Origin of the sequence: Streptococcus sp. 3.1 (assembly GCF_016648915.1) — a bacterium.
GTDB lineage: Bacteria > Bacillota > Bacilli > Lactobacillales > Streptococcaceae > Streptococcus > Streptococcus salivarius_E.
Genome location: NZ_JACLQV010000008.1, coordinates 79,169 through 96,929 on the forward strand (window position 1 = coordinate 79,169; position 17,761 = coordinate 96,929).

19 protein-coding genes and 6 tRNA genes are annotated in these 17,761 nt (G+C 39.0%); 3 read left to right on the forward strand and 22 right to left on the reverse strand.

The window, feature by feature from the left end; genetic code table 11:
• Nucleotides 1-4 precede the first annotated feature (4 nt).
• The 12 genes from H7U02_RS06210 to H7U02_RS06265 form a co-directional block, all read right to left on the reverse strand.
• The gene (locus tag H7U02_RS06210; RefSeq protein ID WP_201042964.1) at nucleotides 5-1,375 is read right to left on the reverse strand and encodes an acetyl-CoA carboxylase biotin carboxylase subunit; all 1,371 of its coding nucleotides are present in this window, start codon (nucleotides 1,373-1,375) and stop codon (nucleotides 5-7) included.
• A 118-nt stretch (nucleotides 1,376-1,493) separates the two neighbouring features.
• Nucleotides 1,494-1,919 carry a 3-hydroxyacyl-ACP dehydratase FabZ gene (gene fabZ / locus H7U02_RS06215; protein ID WP_002885470.1) on the reverse strand — a complete coding sequence of 142 codons (426 nt, stop codon included), beginning with the start codon at nucleotides 1,917-1,919 and terminating at the stop codon, nucleotides 1,494-1,496.
• Nucleotides 1,916-2,419, reverse strand: a complete 504-nt coding sequence (gene accB, locus H7U02_RS06220) for an acetyl-CoA carboxylase biotin carboxyl carrier protein (RefSeq protein ID WP_201042966.1) — start codon at nucleotides 2,417-2,419, stop codon at nucleotides 1,916-1,918. The genes fabZ and accB overlap by 4 nt, the downstream gene beginning before the upstream one ends.
• 3 nt (nucleotides 2,420-2,422) lie before the next feature.
• On the reverse strand, nucleotides 2,423-3,655 hold the full coding sequence (fabF, locus tag H7U02_RS06225) for a beta-ketoacyl-ACP synthase II (RefSeq protein WP_002885574.1): 1,233 nt from the start codon (nucleotides 3,653-3,655) through the stop codon (nucleotides 2,423-2,425).
• A 61-nt stretch (nucleotides 3,656-3,716) separates the two neighbouring features.
• The gene (gene fabG / locus H7U02_RS06230; protein WP_002885572.1) at nucleotides 3,717-4,451 is read right to left on the reverse strand and encodes a 3-oxoacyl-[acyl-carrier-protein] reductase; all 735 of its coding nucleotides are present in this window, start codon (nucleotides 4,449-4,451) and stop codon (nucleotides 3,717-3,719) included.
• 12 nt (nucleotides 4,452-4,463) lie between these two features.
• The gene (gene fabD, locus H7U02_RS06235; protein WP_201042967.1) at nucleotides 4,464-5,384 is read right to left on the reverse strand and encodes an ACP S-malonyltransferase; all 921 of its coding nucleotides are present in this window, start codon (nucleotides 5,382-5,384) and stop codon (nucleotides 4,464-4,466) included.
• A 22-nt stretch (nucleotides 5,385-5,406) separates the two neighbouring features.
• Nucleotides 5,407-6,372 carry an enoyl-[acyl-carrier-protein] reductase FabK gene (fabK, locus tag H7U02_RS06240; RefSeq protein WP_201042970.1) on the reverse strand — a complete coding sequence of 322 codons (966 nt, stop codon included), beginning with the start codon at nucleotides 6,370-6,372 and terminating at the stop codon, nucleotides 5,407-5,409.
• A gap of 106 nt (nucleotides 6,373-6,478) precedes the next feature.
• Nucleotides 6,479-6,703, reverse strand: a complete 225-nt coding sequence (locus H7U02_RS06245) for an acyl carrier protein (protein WP_002885495.1) — start codon at nucleotides 6,701-6,703, stop codon at nucleotides 6,479-6,481.
• Nucleotides 6,704-6,766: 63 nt separating this feature from the next.
• Nucleotides 6,767-7,729: a beta-ketoacyl-ACP synthase III gene (locus tag H7U02_RS06250; protein ID WP_201042972.1), complete on the reverse strand. Its 963-nt coding sequence runs from the start codon at nucleotides 7,727-7,729 to the stop codon at nucleotides 6,767-6,769.
• Nucleotides 7,729-8,163: a MarR family winged helix-turn-helix transcriptional regulator gene (locus H7U02_RS06255; protein WP_002885562.1), complete on the reverse strand. Its 435-nt coding sequence runs from the start codon at nucleotides 8,161-8,163 to the stop codon at nucleotides 7,729-7,731. The genes H7U02_RS06250 and H7U02_RS06255 overlap by 1 nt, the downstream gene beginning before the upstream one ends.
• A 104-nt stretch (nucleotides 8,164-8,267) precedes the next feature.
• The gene (locus H7U02_RS06260) at nucleotides 8,268-9,059 is read right to left on the reverse strand and encodes an enoyl-CoA hydratase (RefSeq protein ID WP_013990100.1); all 792 of its coding nucleotides are present in this window, start codon (nucleotides 9,057-9,059) and stop codon (nucleotides 8,268-8,270) included.
• 211 nt (nucleotides 9,060-9,270) lie between these two features.
• The gene (locus H7U02_RS06265; protein WP_110981080.1) at nucleotides 9,271-9,909 is read right to left on the reverse strand and encodes an HAD family hydrolase; all 639 of its coding nucleotides are present in this window, start codon (nucleotides 9,907-9,909) and stop codon (nucleotides 9,271-9,273) included.
• 130 nt (nucleotides 9,910-10,039) lie between these two features.
• Here H7U02_RS06265 and H7U02_RS06270 point away from each other — a divergent pair, with 130 nt between their 5' ends.
• Nucleotides 10,040-11,398, forward strand: a complete 1,359-nt coding sequence (locus H7U02_RS06270; protein WP_045769291.1) for an aspartate kinase — start codon at nucleotides 10,040-10,042, stop codon at nucleotides 11,396-11,398.
• Between the two features lie 152 nt (nucleotides 11,399-11,550).
• Here H7U02_RS06270 and asnA read toward each other — a convergent pair whose 3' ends face one another.
• Nucleotides 11,551-12,543: an aspartate--ammonia ligase gene (gene asnA / locus H7U02_RS06275; protein WP_013990097.1), complete on the reverse strand. Its 993-nt coding sequence runs from the start codon at nucleotides 12,541-12,543 to the stop codon at nucleotides 11,551-11,553.
• A gap of 109 nt (nucleotides 12,544-12,652) precedes the next feature.
• A complete protein-coding gene (rlmD, locus tag H7U02_RS06280; protein WP_110981081.1) occupies nucleotides 12,653-14,008 on the reverse strand; it encodes a 23S rRNA (uracil(1939)-C(5))-methyltransferase RlmD in 1,356 nt (451 codons plus the stop codon).
• A gap of 34 nt (nucleotides 14,009-14,042) precedes the next feature.
• Here rlmD and recX point away from each other — a divergent pair, with 34 nt between their 5' ends.
• A complete protein-coding gene (recX, locus tag H7U02_RS06285; protein ID WP_073690003.1) occupies nucleotides 14,043-14,819 on the forward strand; it encodes a recombination regulator RecX in 777 nt (258 codons plus the stop codon).
• A 70-nt stretch (nucleotides 14,820-14,889) separates the two neighbouring features.
• Entirely contained in the window at nucleotides 14,890-15,423 is a 534-nt protein-coding gene (locus H7U02_RS06290; RefSeq protein ID WP_002886644.1) for a DUF402 domain-containing protein, read from the forward strand.
• Nucleotides 15,424-15,452: 29 nt separating this feature from the next.
• Here H7U02_RS06290 and H7U02_RS06295 read toward each other — a convergent pair whose 3' ends face one another.
• The 8 genes from H7U02_RS06295 to H7U02_RS06330 all read right to left on the reverse strand — a co-directional run bounded on the left by H7U02_RS06295 (nucleotide 15,453) and on the right by H7U02_RS06330 (nucleotide 17,679).
• The gene (locus tag H7U02_RS06295) at nucleotides 15,453-16,112 is read right to left on the reverse strand and encodes a DUF1803 domain-containing protein (protein WP_037601426.1); all 660 of its coding nucleotides are present in this window, start codon (nucleotides 16,110-16,112) and stop codon (nucleotides 15,453-15,455) included.
• A 54-nt stretch (nucleotides 16,113-16,166) separates the two neighbouring features.
• The gene (locus tag H7U02_RS06300) at nucleotides 16,167-17,099 is read right to left on the reverse strand and encodes a manganese-dependent inorganic pyrophosphatase (protein ID WP_073690004.1); all 933 of its coding nucleotides are present in this window, start codon (nucleotides 17,097-17,099) and stop codon (nucleotides 16,167-16,169) included.
• Between the two features lie 89 nt (nucleotides 17,100-17,188).
• Nucleotides 17,189-17,260, reverse strand: a tRNA-Glu gene (locus H7U02_RS06305).
• A gap of 7 nt (nucleotides 17,261-17,267) precedes the next feature.
• Nucleotides 17,268-17,340, reverse strand: a tRNA-Thr gene (locus H7U02_RS06310).
• A 12-nt stretch (nucleotides 17,341-17,352) separates the two neighbouring features.
• A tRNA-Leu gene (locus H7U02_RS06315) sits at nucleotides 17,353-17,434 on the reverse strand.
• Between the two features lie 5 nt (nucleotides 17,435-17,439).
• A tRNA-Lys gene (locus tag H7U02_RS06320) sits at nucleotides 17,440-17,512 on the reverse strand.
• Between the two features lie 19 nt (nucleotides 17,513-17,531).
• A tRNA-Asp gene (locus H7U02_RS06325) sits at nucleotides 17,532-17,604 on the reverse strand.
• A 2-nt stretch (nucleotides 17,605-17,606) separates the two neighbouring features.
• Nucleotides 17,607-17,679 (reverse strand) — tRNA-Val (locus tag H7U02_RS06330).
• Nucleotides 17,680-17,761: the final 82 nt, after the last annotated feature.

The following is a 17,761-nucleotide window of genomic DNA, read 5'->3' on the forward strand; positions in this document are numbered from 1 at the left end:
AACTCTATTCCTCACGATTCTGATAAGCTGGTAGGAAGGTCTCCATCAAGAAGGAAGTGTCATAATCCCCAGCGATAACGCTACGATCTGAAATCAAATCCAACTGGAAGTCAGCATTAGTCACAACACCATCGATTTCGAGCTCGTAAAGAGCACGTTGCATCTTCATGAGCGCCTCAAATCGATTTTCTCCATGAACAATGATTTTGGCAATCATTGAATCATAGTAAGGGGGAATAGTATAGCCAGGATAGACTGCACTGTCTACACGGAGACCAACACCTCCACTAGGTAGGTAGAGATTGCTAATTTTCCCTGGACTAGGTGCAAAGTTGAACTTAGGATTTTCTGCATTGATACGACACTCAATAGCATGCCCCTTGATTTCAATATCATCTTGGGTCACAGAGAGTTTTTCACCCGCGGCAATACGGATTTGTTCTTTAACAATATCCACACCACTTACAAATTCTGTAACTGGGTGCTCAACTTGAACACGGGTGTTCATTTCCATAAAGTAGAACTGACCTGTTTTCTCATCAAGAAGGAACTCGATAGTACCCGCATTTTCATAATTAACAGCCTTAGCGGCACGGACAGCCGCTGAACCAATTTCGTGACGAAGTGTCTTACCAATAGCAACTGACGGTGATTCTTCCAAAACCTTTTGGTTATTACGTTGAAGAGAGCAATCACGCTCACCTAGGTGAACAATATTACCATAGCTATCTCCCAAAATTTGAACCTCGATATGACGAGCTGGGTAAATAACTTTTTCAATATACATCGCCCCATTACCAAAGGCTGCTTTAGCTTCTTGTGACGCAGATTCGAAAGCTGGAGCTAACTCTTCTTCAGTGTTAACCTTACGAATCCCCTTACCGCCACCACCAGCAGAAGCCTTAAGCATCACTGGGTAACCAAGACGGTTGGCAACTTCCAAAGCCTCCTCAGCTGTAAAGACTTCACCATATGAACCAGGAATTACAGGGACATTAGCCTTAATCATTTCAGCACGGGCATTGATTTTGTCCCCCATCTTGTCCATGACTTCGCCTGAAGGGCCAATAAACTTGATGTTCATTTCTTCACAGAGAGTGGCAAATTTAGAGTTTTCACTCAAGAAACCAAACCCTGGGTGAATAGCTTGAGCCTCAGTCACAATAGCAGCTGATAGGACACGATTCATATTCAAATAAGAATCCGTTGATTTTGCAGGCCCGATACAAATAGCTTCATCAGCAAGCATAGTATGGAGAGAATCCTTATCTGCTTCAGAATAAATAGCAACCGTTTGGATACCCAATTCACGCGCTGCACGGATAATACGCACTGCAATTTCACCACGATTGGCAATCAATAATTTTTTAAACATAAAACAAGATAACATCAGACATTTTTTGATAGTCTGTGTTGATTTCCTTTCTATGTGATAGACCAATGTCTAAAGAAAAATCCTTTCCGACTGTCGCCAGAAGGATTTTCACAAAACATTAGCTTCCAATAGCAAAAGTCAAAGTACCTGATGCAGCAAGTTTACCATCGACTTCAGCCTTAGCTTCAACAACAGCAATTGTTCCACGACGTTTAACAAACTTAGCTGTCATAACAAGTTGGTCACCAGGAACCACTTGTTTTTTAAATTTAACCTTATCCATACCTGCGTAAAAGACTAATTTGCCCTTATTTTCAGGTTTAGACAATTCAAGAACACCAGCTGTTTGCGCAAGAGCTTCCATGATAAGAACGCCAGGCATAACTGGGTATTGAGGAAAATGTCCATTAAAGAAAGGTTCATTGATCGTTACATTTTTAATAGCTGTGATCTCGTCTTCTGAAACTTCTAGCACACGGTCAACCAAGAGCATTGGATAACGGTGTGGTAAAGCTTCACGAATAGCATTAATATCAATTGTCATTTGATGCGTACCAATCCTTTTCCGTAGTCAACAACTTCTTCATTCGCTACCAAGATTTCAGTAATAACACCATCTTTAGGTGCTGGCACTTCATTCATAACCTTCATCGCTTCAACGATAAGAAGAGTTTGACCTTTCTTAACAGTGTCACCAACAGAAACAAAGGCTGTTTTTTCAGGTGATGGAGACAAGTAAGCCACACCGACAAGTGGACTTTCAACCACTTCTCCTTCAGCAGCTTGAGCTGGTGCAGAAGCTTCTTCAACTGGTCTTGCTGGAGTTTCAACAGCGGCAGGTTCTGCTACTGGAGCTACTGGAGCTACTGGAGCTTGAGGAGCTGGCGCAACTACTTCAACTGTAGGAGCTACTGGGGCAGCTGTTACTGAACTTGTTTGATTTTTGCTCAAATTCAATTCTTCACCGTTATTTTTGTATGAAAATTCACGTAAAGTTGATGCATCAAATTGAGCCAATAAATCTTTGATTTCAGAAATATTCATGGATTAAGCCTCCCAACGTTTAAAAGCAAGAACAGCATTGTGTCCACCAAAACCGAAGGTATTTGAAATTGCATACTCAATATCAGCTTCTTGACCTTCACCATAAACAACATTAGCTTCGATGTAGTCAGACAATTCTTTTGTACCAGCAGTTTTCGGTACATAGCTATGACGAATAGCTTCGATTGTTGCAATAGCCTCAACTGCACCAGCAGCACCTAGCAAGTGACCTGTAAATGATTTAGTAGATGAAACTGGAACATCTTTACCAAGTACAGAAACAATGGCACCACTTTCACCCTTTTCATTAGCAGGTGTTGATGTCCCGTGAGCATTGACATAATCAACATCTTCAGGTTTGATACCAGCTTCATTGATAGCCAATTTAATTGCTTTAGCAGCACCTGAACCGTCTGGAGTTGGTGTTGTCATGTGGTAGGCATCACAGTTTGATCCGTAACCAACAATCTCAGCCAAGATGTTAGCACCACGTTTTTGGGCATGTTCCAAGCTTTCGATAACGAGAACCCCTGCACCTTCACCCATAACAAAACCATTACGGTCTTTATCGAATGGAATTGATGAACGTTCTGGATCCTCTGTTGTTGAAAGTGCTGTAAGAGCATTGAAACCACCGATACCAATCTTAGTGATTGAAGCTTCAGCACCACCAGCCAAGACAACATCATGCAAACCGAATTTAATTTCACGGAAGGCCTCACCGATTGCATCATTGGCAGAGGCACAAGCAGTCGTCACTGATTTACATACCCCTTGAGCACCAATTTTAAGAGCAATGTTACCAGCACCCATGTTTGAGAGTGCTTTAGGGATAAACATTGGTTTGATACGTTTCATACCACGTTCGTGCATACGGATGATTTGATCTTCAAGTTCTTGGAGACCACCGATACCAGATGACACGATAACACCTACACGATCACGATCTTCTTCTTCCATGTTAAGTCCTGAATTTTCAAGAGCTTCCATAGCAGCATAAATCGCATAAAGTGAGTAAGTATCCATACGGTTAGTATCTTTTTTCACAAAGTACTTATCGAACGGGAAATCTTGGATTTCACCAGCGTTAAAGACAGGAATTTCAGAAGCATCAAACTTAGTAATTGGCTTGATACCAATTTTACCGTCATGAAGACTGTTCCAAAATTCTTCTGGTGTATTACCGATTGGTGAGGTTACGCCGTAACCTGTAACAACAACACGATTTGTAGACATATATATTCTCCTTTTGTCGGATGGATATTCTAGTAAATGATTTTTTGATATTGAAAATCAATTATTGCATGGTCATACCACCATCAATAGCGATGGTTTGACCTGTGAGATATTCTTGACTAGCCAAGAATGCTGCAACTTCAGCTACTTCTTCTGCTTGACCAATACGTTTCATTGGTACTTGAGCAATCATAGCATCTTTCATTTTCTCAGGAATAGCGTCAGTCATATCTGATTCAATGAAACCAGGAGCGATAGCGTTGACACGGACACCACGGGCTGCAACTTCACGCGCTACTGATTTAGTGAAGCCAATCAAACCAGCTTTTGAAGCCGCATAGTTAGCTTGACCAATATTCCCCATGAGACCTACAACAGATGACATATTGATGATGGCACCTTGACGCGCCTTAGACATTGGTTTCAAGACAGCTTGTGTCATATTGAAGGCACCAGTCAAGTTGATTTTCAAGACACGTTCAAAATCTTCTTCAGTCATCTTCAACATCAACTTATCGTTAGTGATACCAGCATTATTAACTAGCACGTCAACACTACCAAGCTTTTCAATAGCTTCCGCTACCATACGTTTAGCATCTTCACCGTTAGAAATATCACCTGAGATACCTACAACAGTTACACCATAATCTGCAAACTGTGCAAGCAAGTCCTCAGAGATTTCAGAACGTCCATTTAGAACAACATTGGCACCAAGACTAGCAAATTTGTGTGCCACAGCTAATCCAATTCCACGTGTTGAACCTGTTACAAAAACATTTTTATTCTTAAGTTCCATGTTTACCTCGTTTTAAGCATTAAGAAGGGCATCAAGACTAGCTTGATCTTCAACATTATGAGTTGGTAAGGTTTTATCAATTTTCTTCAAGAAGCCTGACAAGACTTTTCCTGGACCAATCTCAATTACTTCATCTACACCAAATTCTTGGATAGTGGCAATCGAATCATAAAAACGTACAGGTTCCATCACCTGACGAGCCAAAAGTGCTTTGACGTCTTCTGACTTCATGATTTGAGCCTCAGTATTACCTACTAAAGGAAGCGTAAAGTCCTTGAATGACACTTTCTCAAGTTCTGCTGCCAATTTTTGACTAGCTGATTCAAGTAAAGCTGTATGGAACGGCCCTGAAACATTAAGAGGAATCAGACGTTTAGCACCAGCTTCTTTAAGCAATTCCACAGCATAATCAACAGCCTCAACTTCACCACCAATAACAATTTGTGCTGGAGTATTATAGTTAGCAGGCGTTACTACACCCTTTTCAGATGCTTTTTGACAGATTTCTTCAATCAAACTTGGATCTGTATTCATGACAGCAACCATTTTCCCACTTCCTGCAGGAGCAGCTGTTTCCATTAATTCTCCACGTTTAGCAACCAAGGCTACCGCATCCTCAAATGAGAGTGCTCCAGCCACAACTAAGGCAGAATATTCACCCAAAGAGAGACCGGCAACAATATCAGGAGTGATGCCATTTTCTGCCAAAAGGCGATAAATGGCTACTGACGTTGTCAAAATAGCTGGTTGAGTATAGCGTGTCTGATTAAGTTTTTCTTCGTTAGAATCAATCAATTCACGCAAATCATAACCTAGAATACGACTAGCCGTATCAAATGTCTCTTTGACAACGGGATAAGTCGCATACAAATCGCTCGCCATGCCCAATTTCTGAGCCCCTTGACCAGCAAATAAGAACGCACGTTTTGTCACTATCCTAATCCTTTCGACGTTTTTAGACGTTTACATCTGCCCAACGAGCAGCTTCTTCTTTAATCACCTTGGCAGCACCTGTGTATAGGTCTTCCAAAATTTCTGCACATGTTTCTTCTTTACGAACAAGACCTGCAATTTGTCCAGCCATAACTGAACCATATTCCACATCTCCATCAACAACCGCGTTACGAAGGGCACCTGCACCAAGCTCTTCAATTTCCTCTTGAGTCTTCTTACCAGCCAAGAAATCTTTTTCAGCTTGGTTATATTCAGTAGCCAATTTATTCTTAATCGCACGAACTGGGTGTCCAACAACTGAGGCTGAAATAACAGTATCAATATCTTTAGCCTTCAAAATCTTATCTTTGAAGTTTTGGTGTGCATTAGATTCTTTGGCAACAGCGAAACGCGTACCAACCTGAACAGCTTCTGCTCCAAGCATAAGAACAGCAGCCATACCACGTCCATCAGCAACACCACCAGCTCCAATAACTGGGATAGATACCGCATCAGCAACTTGGCGAACAAGTGCCATAGTTGTCAATTTACCGACGTGACCACCAGCTTCCATACCTTCTGCGACAACAGCATCTGCTCCAAGTTTTTCCATACGTTTAGCAAGTGCTACCGATGGAATAACTGGGATTACTGTAATTCCAGCTTCGTGGAGACGCTCCATATATTTACCTGGGTTTCCGGCTCCTGTTGTAACAACCTTAACGCCCTCTTCGATAACGAGGTCGACGATGTCATCTGCAAATGGTGACAAAAGCATGATATTAACACCGAATGGTTTGTCAGTGATTTGTTTTACTCTATCAATGTTAGCTTTTACCACTTCTTTAGGGGCATTACCACCACCAATAATTCCGAGTCCACCAGCATTTGAAACGGCTCCTGCCAAGTCGCCATCAGCAACCCAGGCCATACCACCTTGGAAGATTGGATATTTAATTCCTAACAGTTCTGTAATACGAGATTTCATTTTTCACCTTTTTTTCGATTTTCTAATCAAATAAATAGTTTAATAATCAAAGTAATTGTATAAACAAAGGAGAATATCCCCAATAAGAATATTCTCTATGCCCTGCTTATTTAGTTTTTTCTTCTACGTAAGCAACAAGGTCACCAACAGTGTTAAGACCTTCTTCAGTTTCGATTTGGATATCGAATTCATCTTCGATTTCTGAGATAACTTGGAACACGTCAAGTGAGTCAGCGTCAAGTTCGTCAAAAGTAGTTTCTACTTTTACTTCTTCTGCATCTTTCCCAAGTTCTTCAACGATGATTTCTTGTACTTTTTCAAATACTGCCATTTTAATTTCTCCTTTAAGATAAATATATTTCTTATAATCTATGCTGGTGCATAATTTATATAACTAGATTTTAACAATAAGACTGCCCCATGTCAAACCCCCACCAAAACCTGATAAAAGAATTGTTTGACCGCTGTCTAATTTTAAGGTCCCATTTGCTACGTTTTCAGAAAGCAAAATTGGGATACTTGCCGCACTGGTATTACCATAAGACATCATGTTTGCCAAGAATTTATCACGACTGACATCGATTTTCTTAGCCATAATATCCAAAATACGAATATTAGCTTGGTGAAGAAGGAAGTAATCAGGTTCACCTTTTTCTTCAACCAAGGCCTTAATGCTCTTTGAAACTGTCTTAACGGCAAAATCAAAGATCGCTTTCCCATCCATTTGCATATAGGGATTAGGCTGATCAGACTCATCTGAATAAGGCGAGATAACTGCAGAGGCTCCTGACTCAAGACCACCCTTGCTACCATCGGTATTCAAAGATTCTCCGAAGAAATGTTCTTCTTCAGTTTCTTCCAAGAGAACTCCGCCAGCACCATCTCCAAAGAGTACAGCTGTTGTACGGTCAGACCAGTCTAAAGTTTTAGAAAGGACTTCCGCACCAATAACTAGACCTTTTTTGTAGACACCTGACTTAATCAATTTTTCTGCCGTTGGCAAGGCAAAGACGAAACCACTACATGCCGCAGTAATATCAAAAGCAAAAGCATTGACTGCACCGATTGCTCCTTGAACTCTGGCCGCTACTGACGGCATAGAGCTATCCGGAGAAATCGTTGCAACTAAAACAAAGTCTAGCTCCTCAGGCGATAATCCTGATTTTTCTAATAGCTGATGAGCAACATTGGTAGCTAAATCACTCGTGTTCTCATTCAATGAGATGCGACGTTCCTGAATACCTGTGCGTGAGCGAATCCACTCGTCGCTAGTATCCATGATTTTTGATAGGTCATCATTAGTCACGACCTGAGCAGGTGCATAATGGGCAACCTGACTAATTTTTGCAAATGCCATTATTTCAACTCCTCAAGAAAGGCGTGGAGATTTTCCAATCCCTTACTCATAACCTTCAATTCCTCGTCGTTAAAGCCTTCCGTAATCCTCATCACCATTGATTTATGAAAACGACGGTGAAGACGATATACCAAACGACCCTTTTTAGAAAGCGATAGATGGACCACACGACGGTCAACTGATGAACGCGTACGGACAATATAACCTTTCTTTTCAAGTTTATTGAGAGAAGTTGTTACAGTACCAAGAGTTAACATGAGTTCTTTAGCTACTGCACTTGGTGTCGTATCTGGATGTGTACCGATCACATCAATGGTATGCATTTCCTTGAGGGAAACATCGTTAAATTTTGAATTCTTTAAACTTGCTTCTTCGATAATAACTACGTTATTAAAAATATCAACAAGATAGCCATCAATTTTGTCGTAATTCACACCAGACTCCTTTCAATAAAACTTTGACTTTCAAATTATATCAGACTCAAACTAAATTCGCAAGCCCGATTAAAAAACTTTAGTTTTTCTTTTAGAAAATGTGGTTATTTTCCTTGGAATTTAGGTCGACGACGCTCACTATAAGCACGTACCCCTTCTTTGAAGTCCTCAGTGAAGGCAAGAGATTTTTGCAAATCAAGTTCCAACTTAGCGTAATTTTCCCATCCTGCGAATTCAGATTCCCAAACCATTTCTTTAATGGCTTTAAAGGAATTCACTGAAGAGCGGTTCAATTTTTTAATCAATTGACTCACAGTTTTTTCAAGTTTTTCTGACTCAACAACTTTGTAGGCAATTCCCCAGTCCAAAGCTTTTTCAGCTGATACTGGCTCTCCTGTCATGGTAATTTGAGTCGCACGGTTAATACCGATTGAACGTGTCAAAAGGTAGAGACCTCCAGCGTCAGGTGCCAAACCAACACCTACAAAAGCTTGGATGAATTTAGCTTTATCAGATGCAATCGTAAAGTCAGCAGCAACAGCTAAGTTAGCTGCAGCACCTGCACATGGTCCATCAACTACCATGATGACTGGCTTAGGCAATTTTTTAAGAGCAAAAGAAATTTCATTTACCTGCTCAGCAATACGAACCAAAGACTGTACATCATCTACAGCAACCGCTTTTTGCATTTGATCAAGGTCACCACCAACAGAAAAGACTTTCCCATTAGCATTGATTACCAAGAATTTTACTGACGCATCTTGTTTAGCTTCCTCAATTGCAGCCATAATCTCATCACAAACTGGAATATTAAACCCATTTTGCACTTCTGGACGATTAAGTGTTAAAGTTGCTACTCCATCTTCAACACTATAAAGAATTGTTTCGTAAGCCATTTTTTGCATTCCTCCGATAACTAGTTCCTATATGAAAACCGTATGTTCTTTATATTTTTATCACAATTTTATTTGATGAATAGATAATTTGATTATCAAATCATTCATCGTTATTTTCTAGTATACCATAGTCCATCTAAAGGTCAACAGAAACTTAGAGTTTTTTAATTTGATACATCAAAACACCGAGTTCTACAACTCGGTGTCACTTCTATTTTAATAAATCTAAAACATCTACAAGGTTATCCAACAAGCCTTTGGCTGCACCTTGATCCATACCAAAACGATTATCTTTAATAGCCCAAACTTCAACACCTGCAGCGACTCCAGCAGCAATTCCTTTTTCGCTATCTTCAATAATTAAAGCTTGATTTGGTTTGACGCCTAATTGATTTAAGGCTGTCAGGTAAATCTCTGGATTGGGTTTACTCTCTTTGAATTCCTCCCCAGAAAGAACAACATCAAAGAAACCATCCAAATGATTTTCCTTCAAAGCTCTAAGAATATCTGCCTTCACTGAGCTAGAAGCCAAACCTATTTTCAACCCTCGAGATTTCACTTCATTCAAAACTTTTAAAACATCAGGAAAGATTAATTCTTTATAGGGTAAGGGGTTGTCTTGTTTATAGGCATTATACTCTTCTTGTAAAGTTGGCACATCCCAGTTATCATAGTCATCTCTGAGAATATTTTCCCAAACTTGCTTGGTATTTCCACCTATAAAGAAAGACGGGGGTAAATGGTCGATTGAAATTCCCTTTTGAGCTAAGAAACTTGCACGTCGATCATAATAATATTTTTCAGTGTCAAAAAGGACACCATCCATATCAAAAATAATTGCCTCTACCACGGGATATCCTCCTTTTTCTTACCTTATTGTACCATAATCAGACTAAATCTTACTCGCTTTTAAAAACAATGTGACAAATTGTCAGAATTTTGCTATAATTGTAGGGTAATTTAAAATTTTTGGAGTAACTATGAAAGTCATCAAATTCGGTGGAAGCTCACTTGCTTCAGCCACACAATTAGAAAAAGTCTTAAACATTGTAAAATCTGATCCTGAACGTCGCTTTGTCGTTGTCTCTGCCCCAGGTAAACGTAACGATGAAGATACCAAAGTCACAGACGCCTTGATTAAATACTATAAACACTACACAAAGGGTGTTGATGTCAAAGCTGACCAAGAATGGATTATTAACCGCTACCAAGCTATGGTCGATGAGCTAGGCTTCAAATCAACAGAAATGACGAAGATTGCCAAATCTATCAACGATCTTGCCACTCTTCCGATCGAAGATAATGATTTCCTTTATGATACTTTCCTAGCTGCAGGGGAAGATAATAACGCAAAATTAATCGCTGAATATTTCCGTAATAACGGTATTGAAGCACGTTACGTTCACCCTCGCCAAGCTGGTATTTTTGTCTCAAGCGAACCTGGAAATGCTCGTATCCTTCCAGGAGCCTATGACAAATTGGAAGAGCTTCGTGAATCAGATGAGGTTCTTGTAATCCCTGGTTTCTTTGGTGTTACCCCTGATAATCAAATTTGTACTTTCTCGCGTGGAGGCTCTGATATCACAGGTTCTATCGTTGCGGCTGGAGTTAAGGCAGACTTATATGAAAACTTCACAGATGTAGATGGTATTTTCGCAGCCCATCCTGGTGTCGTTCATGAACCACATTCTATTCCTGAGTTAACTTATAAAGAAATGCGTGAATTGGCTTATGCTGGATTCTCGGTTCTTCATGATGAGGCTCTACTTCCTGCCTATCGTGGTAAAATTCCATTGGTTATTAAAAATACTAATAATCCAGACCATCCAGGCACACGTATTATTCTTGAACACAAGGGAGCAACTGTTCCTGTTGTTGGTATCGCGAGCGATGATAAATTCGTCAGCATCAACATGACCAAATACCTCATGAACCGTGAAGTTGGTTTCGGACGTAAGGTCCTCCAAATCTTGGAAGATTTAAACATCCGTTGGGAACACATGCCTTCTGGAATCGATGATCTTTCAATCATTATTCGAGAACGTGAACTTACCCCAATCAAAGAACAAGAAATCCTTTCATACTTGACTCGTGAACTCGGTGTTGATGAAGTTGAAATTGAACATGGCCTTTCAATTCTCATGATTGTTGGTGAAAATATGAAAGACCACATCGGTGTTACAGCGACAGCAGCTAAAGCGCTCTCTGAAAAACATATTAACCTAGAAATGATTTCTCAAGGTTCTAGTGAGGTTTCTGTTATGTTTGTAATTGAAACTGAGCAAGAAAAAGCAGCCGTCAGAGCTCTTTATGATGCTTTTTTCCGTAGTGACGACTAATCTAAAAACCTATCTCCTTCAAGGGATAGGTTTTTTCTTTATGAGAAAAACTAAGCCAGCTCTTATGATATCTACTCCAATAGCCAATTCATAGATCAATTATGCATAGCTATTGCAAACCAAAAAACACTAACTTTCGTTAGTGCTTTTTTTTACAAGATGTTTTCGTAAGTTTCACGAACGGCATCTGGCCAAACTGAAGTTTGAACCTCACCAATATGTTTCTTACGAAGCAAGAACATAGCCATACGTGATTGACCAATACCTCCACCAATTGTTAGTGGGAAAAGGCCATGTAACAAGGCTTGGTGCCAATCCAATTTCAAACGATCTTGGTCGCCAGTAATTTCAACCTGACGTTTAAGGGCATCTTCATCAACACGAATACCCATTGATGACAATTCAAAAGCATGTCCTAATTGTTCGTTCCAAACCAAGATATCCCCGTTCAAACCATGGTAACCATTCTCAGACTCAGTTGTCCAGTCATCATAGTCAGGTGCACGGCCATCATGTGGTTTCCCATCAGGAAGAACACCACCGATACCAATCAAGAATACAGCACCATATTCCTTGGTAATAGCATCTTCACGCTCTTTTGGTGTCAAATCAGGGTACTTCTCAACAAGCTCTTCTGAATGGATGAAGGTAATTTTCTTAGGTAAAATTGCTTCAATATCGTAACGTGCTTCAACTGCTAGCTCAGTCAAACGAATGACCTTATAAATGGTTTCAACAGTTTCTTTCAAATAAGCGATATTACGATGTCCGTCAGGAATAACTTTTTCCCAGTCCCATTGGTCAACGTAAACAGAGTGCGTTGCATCCAATGAATCTTCATCTGGACGAAGAGCCTTCATATTAACCACGAGCCCTTCACCTTCATTGAAACCAAAACGAGCCAAAGTATGGCGTTTCCATTTTGCTAATGAGTGAACAACTTCGTATGTCGCGTCTGGAATCTGAAGCACATTAACAGTTACAGGATTCTCAATACCGCTCAAATTATCCTGCATACCATCCCCGACCTTACTCAAAATAGGCCCTTGCACTTCAACGACGTCAAGTTTATCAATCAAATACTGTGTAAAAGTATTCTTCACAAAAGAAATTTCCTCTTGTTGATGAATGAAGCTCTTTTTCATACGCTCCTCCTTTAAAAAATCGATAAGCCTATTATACTCCTATTTTTCAGAAAAATAAAGAAATTTTCCAACAATTTTGAAAATTTTTTGTTTTTTATGTTAGGTTTTATCACATTTTCTTAGTTAGCTTCACAACTGCTTCTGTTCGAGCCGTATGAGGAAACATATCTACTGACTGGATATAATTAACATCATAAACTTTAGCCAAAGAAACTAGATCTCTAGCCAAAGTAGATACATTACATGAAACATATATCATTTTTTCAGGAGTGTAGTCCAGTATCGTTTTAAGTAGCTTATCATCTAAACCAGTTCTAGGTGGATCCACAATAAGAGCATCTGCTCGATAACCTTCCTTGTACCAACGTGGAATGATATCTTCTGCTTTACCCACCTCATAGTGAGCATTCTCCAACCCAAGTGATTTAGCATTCTTTCTAGCATCCTCAATAGCCTCTGGAATAATATCCATACCTCGAATACTCTTTACCTTATTTGCAAAAGCAAGTCCAATAGTACCAACCCCACAATAAGCATCAATAAGGTGTTCAGCCTTACCTACATCCAAAGCTTCAACGGCCTGACCATAGAGTACCTCTGTTTGTTGAGGATTCAACTGGTAAAATGCACGAGGAGAGAGAGCAAAGCTATAGTCCAGTACCTCTTCTTGAATAGTGTCTTGCCCCCAAAGAATTTCCGTCTCTTGACCATAAATCTCGCTAGACTTCGAATAATTATAATTGACAGCAATAGTTACAATCTCTGGAAAACTTTCCGTCAATTCCTTAACCAATTTAGTGAAAGAAACTGATTTAGAGGTTACAAAAATCAACTGGACCTGATTTGAACCCAAAGCACGTCGTATCATAACGGTCCGAATTCCAGCAATTTTACGCTCATTATAAATTGGCAACCTGTATTTATCTAACAAATTTGTCACCTTATTCATAATGGCTTGAGTTAGATCATCCTGAACTAGACAATCATCAATATTAATGAGGCGATGACTCCCTTCCGCAAATAAGCCAGCTTTAACTGAGCCATCAAAAGAACGGGTTTGAAATTGTAGTTTAGCTCGGTAATGTTGTGGTTGCTCCATACCAATTGTTGGACGAATGTCATATGACTCAAAATTAGCCGGTTTAAACTTCTTCAAGGCTTGTCCTAATAAGTCAGTTTTAAACTCTAATTGCTTATCATAACGAAGATGCATTAACTGGCAACCGCCACAGTCTTCATAAATACTACATGCAGGTTCGACACGAAACTTAGAAGGCTTATTAATCTTTAATAATTTTGCCTGAACAAAGTTTCTCTTAACAGAAACAACCTGACAGAATACTTCTTCACCCTTCAAAGCCCCTGGCACAAAAACTAGAGTTTTCTTATAAAAACCAATGCCTTCGCCATTGATTCCCATGCGTTTTATCTTAAGCGGGATACGCTGTTTCACTTGTAAATTCATACTACCATTCTAACATTTTGATATAATAATAACTATGAAAATCACAAAAATCGAGAAGAAAAAGAGACTTTATCTCCTTGAGATAGACAAAAAAGAGAGTCTCTACGTTACAGAAGATACCATCGTTAAATACATGTTGACAAAAGAAATGATACTGGACAAAGATCAACTAGAGAATATTAAATCCTTTGCCCAGTTCTCGCATGGTAAAAACTTAGCCCTCTATTTTATTTCATTTAAACAACGTACTGAGAAAGAGGTAAAGGATTACCTTTTTAAACATGAAATAAACCCTCATATAATTCCAAAAATTATTGATAATCTAAAAAGAGATCACTGGATTGATGATTACAAACTCCTAGAAAGTCTAGCTCAACAAAATCTGAATTCAGGCGATAAAGGAGCCTATGTGCTGAAGCAAAAATGGCTTCAAAAAGGTTGTAACAAACAGATCATTGACGATGTTTTAAGTCAATTTGATTTCTCAGAAATAGCCATTAGAGTAGCTTCAAAACTGTTACGAAAATATCAGGGAAAACTACCATCTAAAGCCCTAAAAGATAAATTAACTCAAAGCCTTATCAATAAAGGTTTTTCATTTCAAGAAAGTAAACTAGCAATCGATCATCTAGAACTTGAAGCAGATGAAGAAACTGAACAAGCTCTCCTTTATAAAGAAATAGATAAGCAATATCAAAAATTTAGTAAAAAATACAACGGTTATGAACTTAAGCAGCGCTTGACACAATCTTTAGCCAGAAAAGGTTATGACTTTGATGCCATAGCATCCGCTCTAAGAGAATATTTATAGGAATTTCCCCTCTTTTCACAAAATTATGATACAATAGTGGGGATAACCCTTATTGTAGAAAGAGGACGCCATGAAATTACCAAAAGAAGGCGACTTTATCACAATTCAAAGTTATAAGCATGATGGTAGTTTGCACCGTACTTGGCGCGATACTATGGTACTAAAGACAACTGAGAATGCTGTTATTGGCGTTAACGACCACACCCTCGTTACTGAAGCAGACGGAAGACGATGGGTAACACGTGAACCTGCTATTGTTTATTTCCACAAAAAATACTGGTTTAATATTATAGCCATGATTAGGGATAACGGCATTTCCTACTACTGCAATTTAGCTAGTCCATATATTTTGGACCAAGAAGCACTAAAATATATTGACTACGACCTAGATGTCAAAGTCTTCGCTGATGGTGAAAAAAAATTGCTAGATGTAGATGAGTATGAAACACATAAAAAAGAAATGCATTACTCTCCTGATATTGACTATATCTTAAAGGAACATGTTAAAATCTTGGTAGATTGGATTAACAATGGTAAGGGGCCATTTTCACAATCTTATGTTAACATCTGGTACAAACGTTATCTTGAACTAAGGAATCGTTAAAGTTGTCATAAAAAAGACTAGTAATAATACTAGTCTTTTTTTGCACTAAAAACGAATGCTTCGGAATCTAAGTCCATATTCAAAAGATAACGCCCTTCTTCTACTTGAACAAGATACCCTAATAATACTAAAGCATCGACAAAAATATTCCTCCTCTTTTGAAGTACATATTGCTTCCTTATGTATTTTAATAGAAAAGTCGTTACATGTTTCAAAAAGTATTCAGGATTAACATCCCCTAATATGTCATATAATCTATTCTGCTCTTCAGATAATGGTAGATTTTCTCTTAATTTATAGAAATAATTTGAAATCGTAAGTTCGTCTCTCGTGATACCCGTTTGTTCGATAATAACAACATCATTAGTAGAATTAGATATCTTAGTAACAAAACTACGATTTAATAGTTCTAAATAACAAGAAGAATTATCATTAATAAAAAAATGCTGGTCTAAGTCAATTTTAGAAGAATCCGACACAAGACTAATTAATAAACGGTAACGTTTCTCAAATCGTTCAATATAGCCTGCTTTTACAAACTCCTCAATTAATTTATCTATATTCTTTTGAAAAGGAAACTCCCTTTTTATTGCTCTCAGGGTCACAGGCTGATTAAGATATAGATAATTCACTATTTCCATAAAAAAAGCTTGCTTACATAGTTTGTTTGGGTTAAATTGTATTATCATAAGAAGTATTATACCATTAATCAGACAACTAAAAAAAGGCCTGACGGCCTAATTTTATGCATTAAAGCTTTCAGTCAACTGTGGTACTACTTGTTTCTTACGAGAAACAGCTCCTTCAAGGAAAGCATGATTATTTTCTAAAACAAAATCAAAAGCATTTTCAACTTTATCAGTGTTTGAACCAAGTGCAAGAATCTCTGAATTTGAATTAAGAATATCAGTAATCATTAAGACAAAGTCAGAGTATCCATTGCTTTTAATTGAGTTATTAATAGCTTCCTCGATTTCCTCTTGACGAGAAAGAACATCGGCAATATCAACTGTATTAACTTGTGCAACACGAACTTGATTGCCATTCAATTCGAAAGTTTTGGCATCAATATCAATAAGTTCTTCAGCAGATTTAGAAGAAAGATTAGTACCAGCTTTAAGCATAGCAAGTCCATATTCTTCCAAATTAACTCCAGCAATTTCTGCAAGTTCAGCTGCAACTGCAGGATCTGAAGCATGTGTAGTTGGAGATTTAAGGAGAAGAGTATCCGAAATCAAACCTGACAAAAGCAAACCAGCCACTTCCTTAGGAACTTCAACATTGTTTTCTTTGAACATACGATAAACAATTGAAGAAGCTGATCCAACAGGTTCCAATCGCATCATTAATGGATTAGCGGTTTCAAAGTTAGCCACACGGTGATGGTCTACTACCTCAATAACCTCAACATCCTTAATATCTGAAATAGATTGTTGAAACTCATTATGGTCTGTAAGAATTACTTGATTAACTCCCTCTGACAAAGCTGATTCAACAACTCTTGGTGCCTCAACACCAAAATAATCAAGAACGAAAGCTGTTTCTTCGTTAGGAGTACCTAAAGCAACAGCTTCAGCATCAACGCCAAGTTGACGTTTCAAATAAGCGTATCCATAAGAAGACCCAATCGCATCAGAATCAGGGTTTTGATGACCAAAAACAAAAACTTTAGACATAAATTCACCTCAAAAATAGTATTATAAGTTATTATAACATATAAAAAAAAGAAACAAAATAAAAAGAGTAACCTAAGTTACTCGAAATATAGTCCGTACGGGATTCGAACCCGTGTTACCGCCGTGAAAAGGCGGTGTCTTAACCCCTTGACCAACGGACCATCTTTATGCCGGCTACATGACTTGAACACGCGACCCTCTGATTACAAATCAGATGCTCTACCAACTGAGCTAAGCCGGCTAACTTTTCTAATGCGGGTGAAGGGACTTGAACCCCCACGCCGTTAAGCGCCAGATCCTAAATCTGGTGCGTCTGCCAATTCCGCCACACCCGCATATATGACCCGTACTGGGCTCGAACCAGTGACCCATTGATTAAAAGTCAATTGCTCTACCAACTGAGCTAACGAGTCTCAAATATTTCTACTTGAACGGTCCCGACGGGAATCGAACCCGCGATCTTCGCCGTGACAGGGCGACGTGATAACCGCTACACCACGGGACCTATGGGAGTTAACGGGATCGAACCGCTGACCCTCTGCTTGTAAGGCAGATGCTCTCCCAGCTGAGCTAAACTCCCTTTGTGCTAAGCGACTACCGTATCTAACAGGGGGCAACCCCCAACTACATCAGGCGTACTAGGGCTTAACTTCTGTGTTCGG

What these genes read in the sequence shown, in the direction of transcription:
- H7U02_RS06250 (WP_201042972.1), bottom strand. Translation starts at nt 7,729, where the DNA reads ATGGCATTTGCAAAAATTAGTCAGGTTGCCCATTATGCACCTGCTCAG.
- accB (WP_201042966.1), bottom strand. Translation starts at nt 2,419, where the DNA reads ATGAATATTTCTGAAATCAAAGATTTATTGGCTCAATTTGATGCATCA.
- fabK (WP_201042970.1), bottom strand. Translation starts at nt 6,372, where the DNA reads ATGAAATCTCGTATTACAGAACTGTTAGGAATTAAATATCCAATCTTC.
- H7U02_RS06270 (WP_045769291.1), top strand. Translation starts at nt 10,040, where the DNA reads ATGAAAGTCATCAAATTCGGTGGAAGCTCACTTGCTTCAGCCACACAA.
- H7U02_RS06245 (WP_002885495.1), bottom strand. Translation starts at nt 6,703, where the DNA reads ATGGCAGTATTTGAAAAAGTACAAGAAATCATCGTTGAAGAACTTGGG.
- recX (WP_073690003.1), top strand. Translation starts at nt 14,043, where the DNA reads ATGAAAATCACAAAAATCGAGAAGAAAAAGAGACTTTATCTCCTTGAG.
- asnA (WP_013990097.1), bottom strand. Translation starts at nt 12,543, where the DNA reads ATGAAAAAGAGCTTCATTCATCAACAAGAGGAAATTTCTTTTGTGAAG.
- H7U02_RS06210 (WP_201042964.1), bottom strand. Translation starts at nt 1,375, where the DNA reads ATGTTTAAAAAATTATTGATTGCCAATCGTGGTGAAATTGCAGTGCGT.
- rlmD (WP_110981081.1), bottom strand. Translation starts at nt 14,008, where the DNA reads ATGAATTTACAAGTGAAACAGCGTATCCCGCTTAAGATAAAACGCATG.
- H7U02_RS06260 (WP_013990100.1), bottom strand. Translation starts at nt 9,059, where the DNA reads ATGGCTTACGAAACAATTCTTTATAGTGTTGAAGATGGAGTAGCAACT.
- H7U02_RS06300 (WP_073690004.1), bottom strand. Translation starts at nt 17,099, where the DNA reads ATGTCTAAAGTTTTTGTTTTTGGTCATCAAAACCCTGATTCTGATGCG.
- H7U02_RS06295 (WP_037601426.1), bottom strand. Translation starts at nt 16,112, where the DNA reads ATGATAATACAATTTAACCCAAACAAACTATGTAAGCAAGCTTTTTTT.
- fabZ (WP_002885470.1), bottom strand. Translation starts at nt 1,919, where the DNA reads ATGACAATTGATATTAATGCTATTCGTGAAGCTTTACCACACCGTTAT.
- fabF (WP_002885574.1), bottom strand. Translation starts at nt 3,655, where the DNA reads ATGTCTACAAATCGTGTTGTTGTTACAGGTTACGGCGTAACCTCACCA.
- fabG (WP_002885572.1), bottom strand. Translation starts at nt 4,451, where the DNA reads ATGGAACTTAAGAATAAAAATGTTTTTGTAACAGGTTCAACACGTGGA.
- H7U02_RS06290 (WP_002886644.1), top strand. Translation starts at nt 14,890, where the DNA reads ATGAAATTACCAAAAGAAGGCGACTTTATCACAATTCAAAGTTATAAG.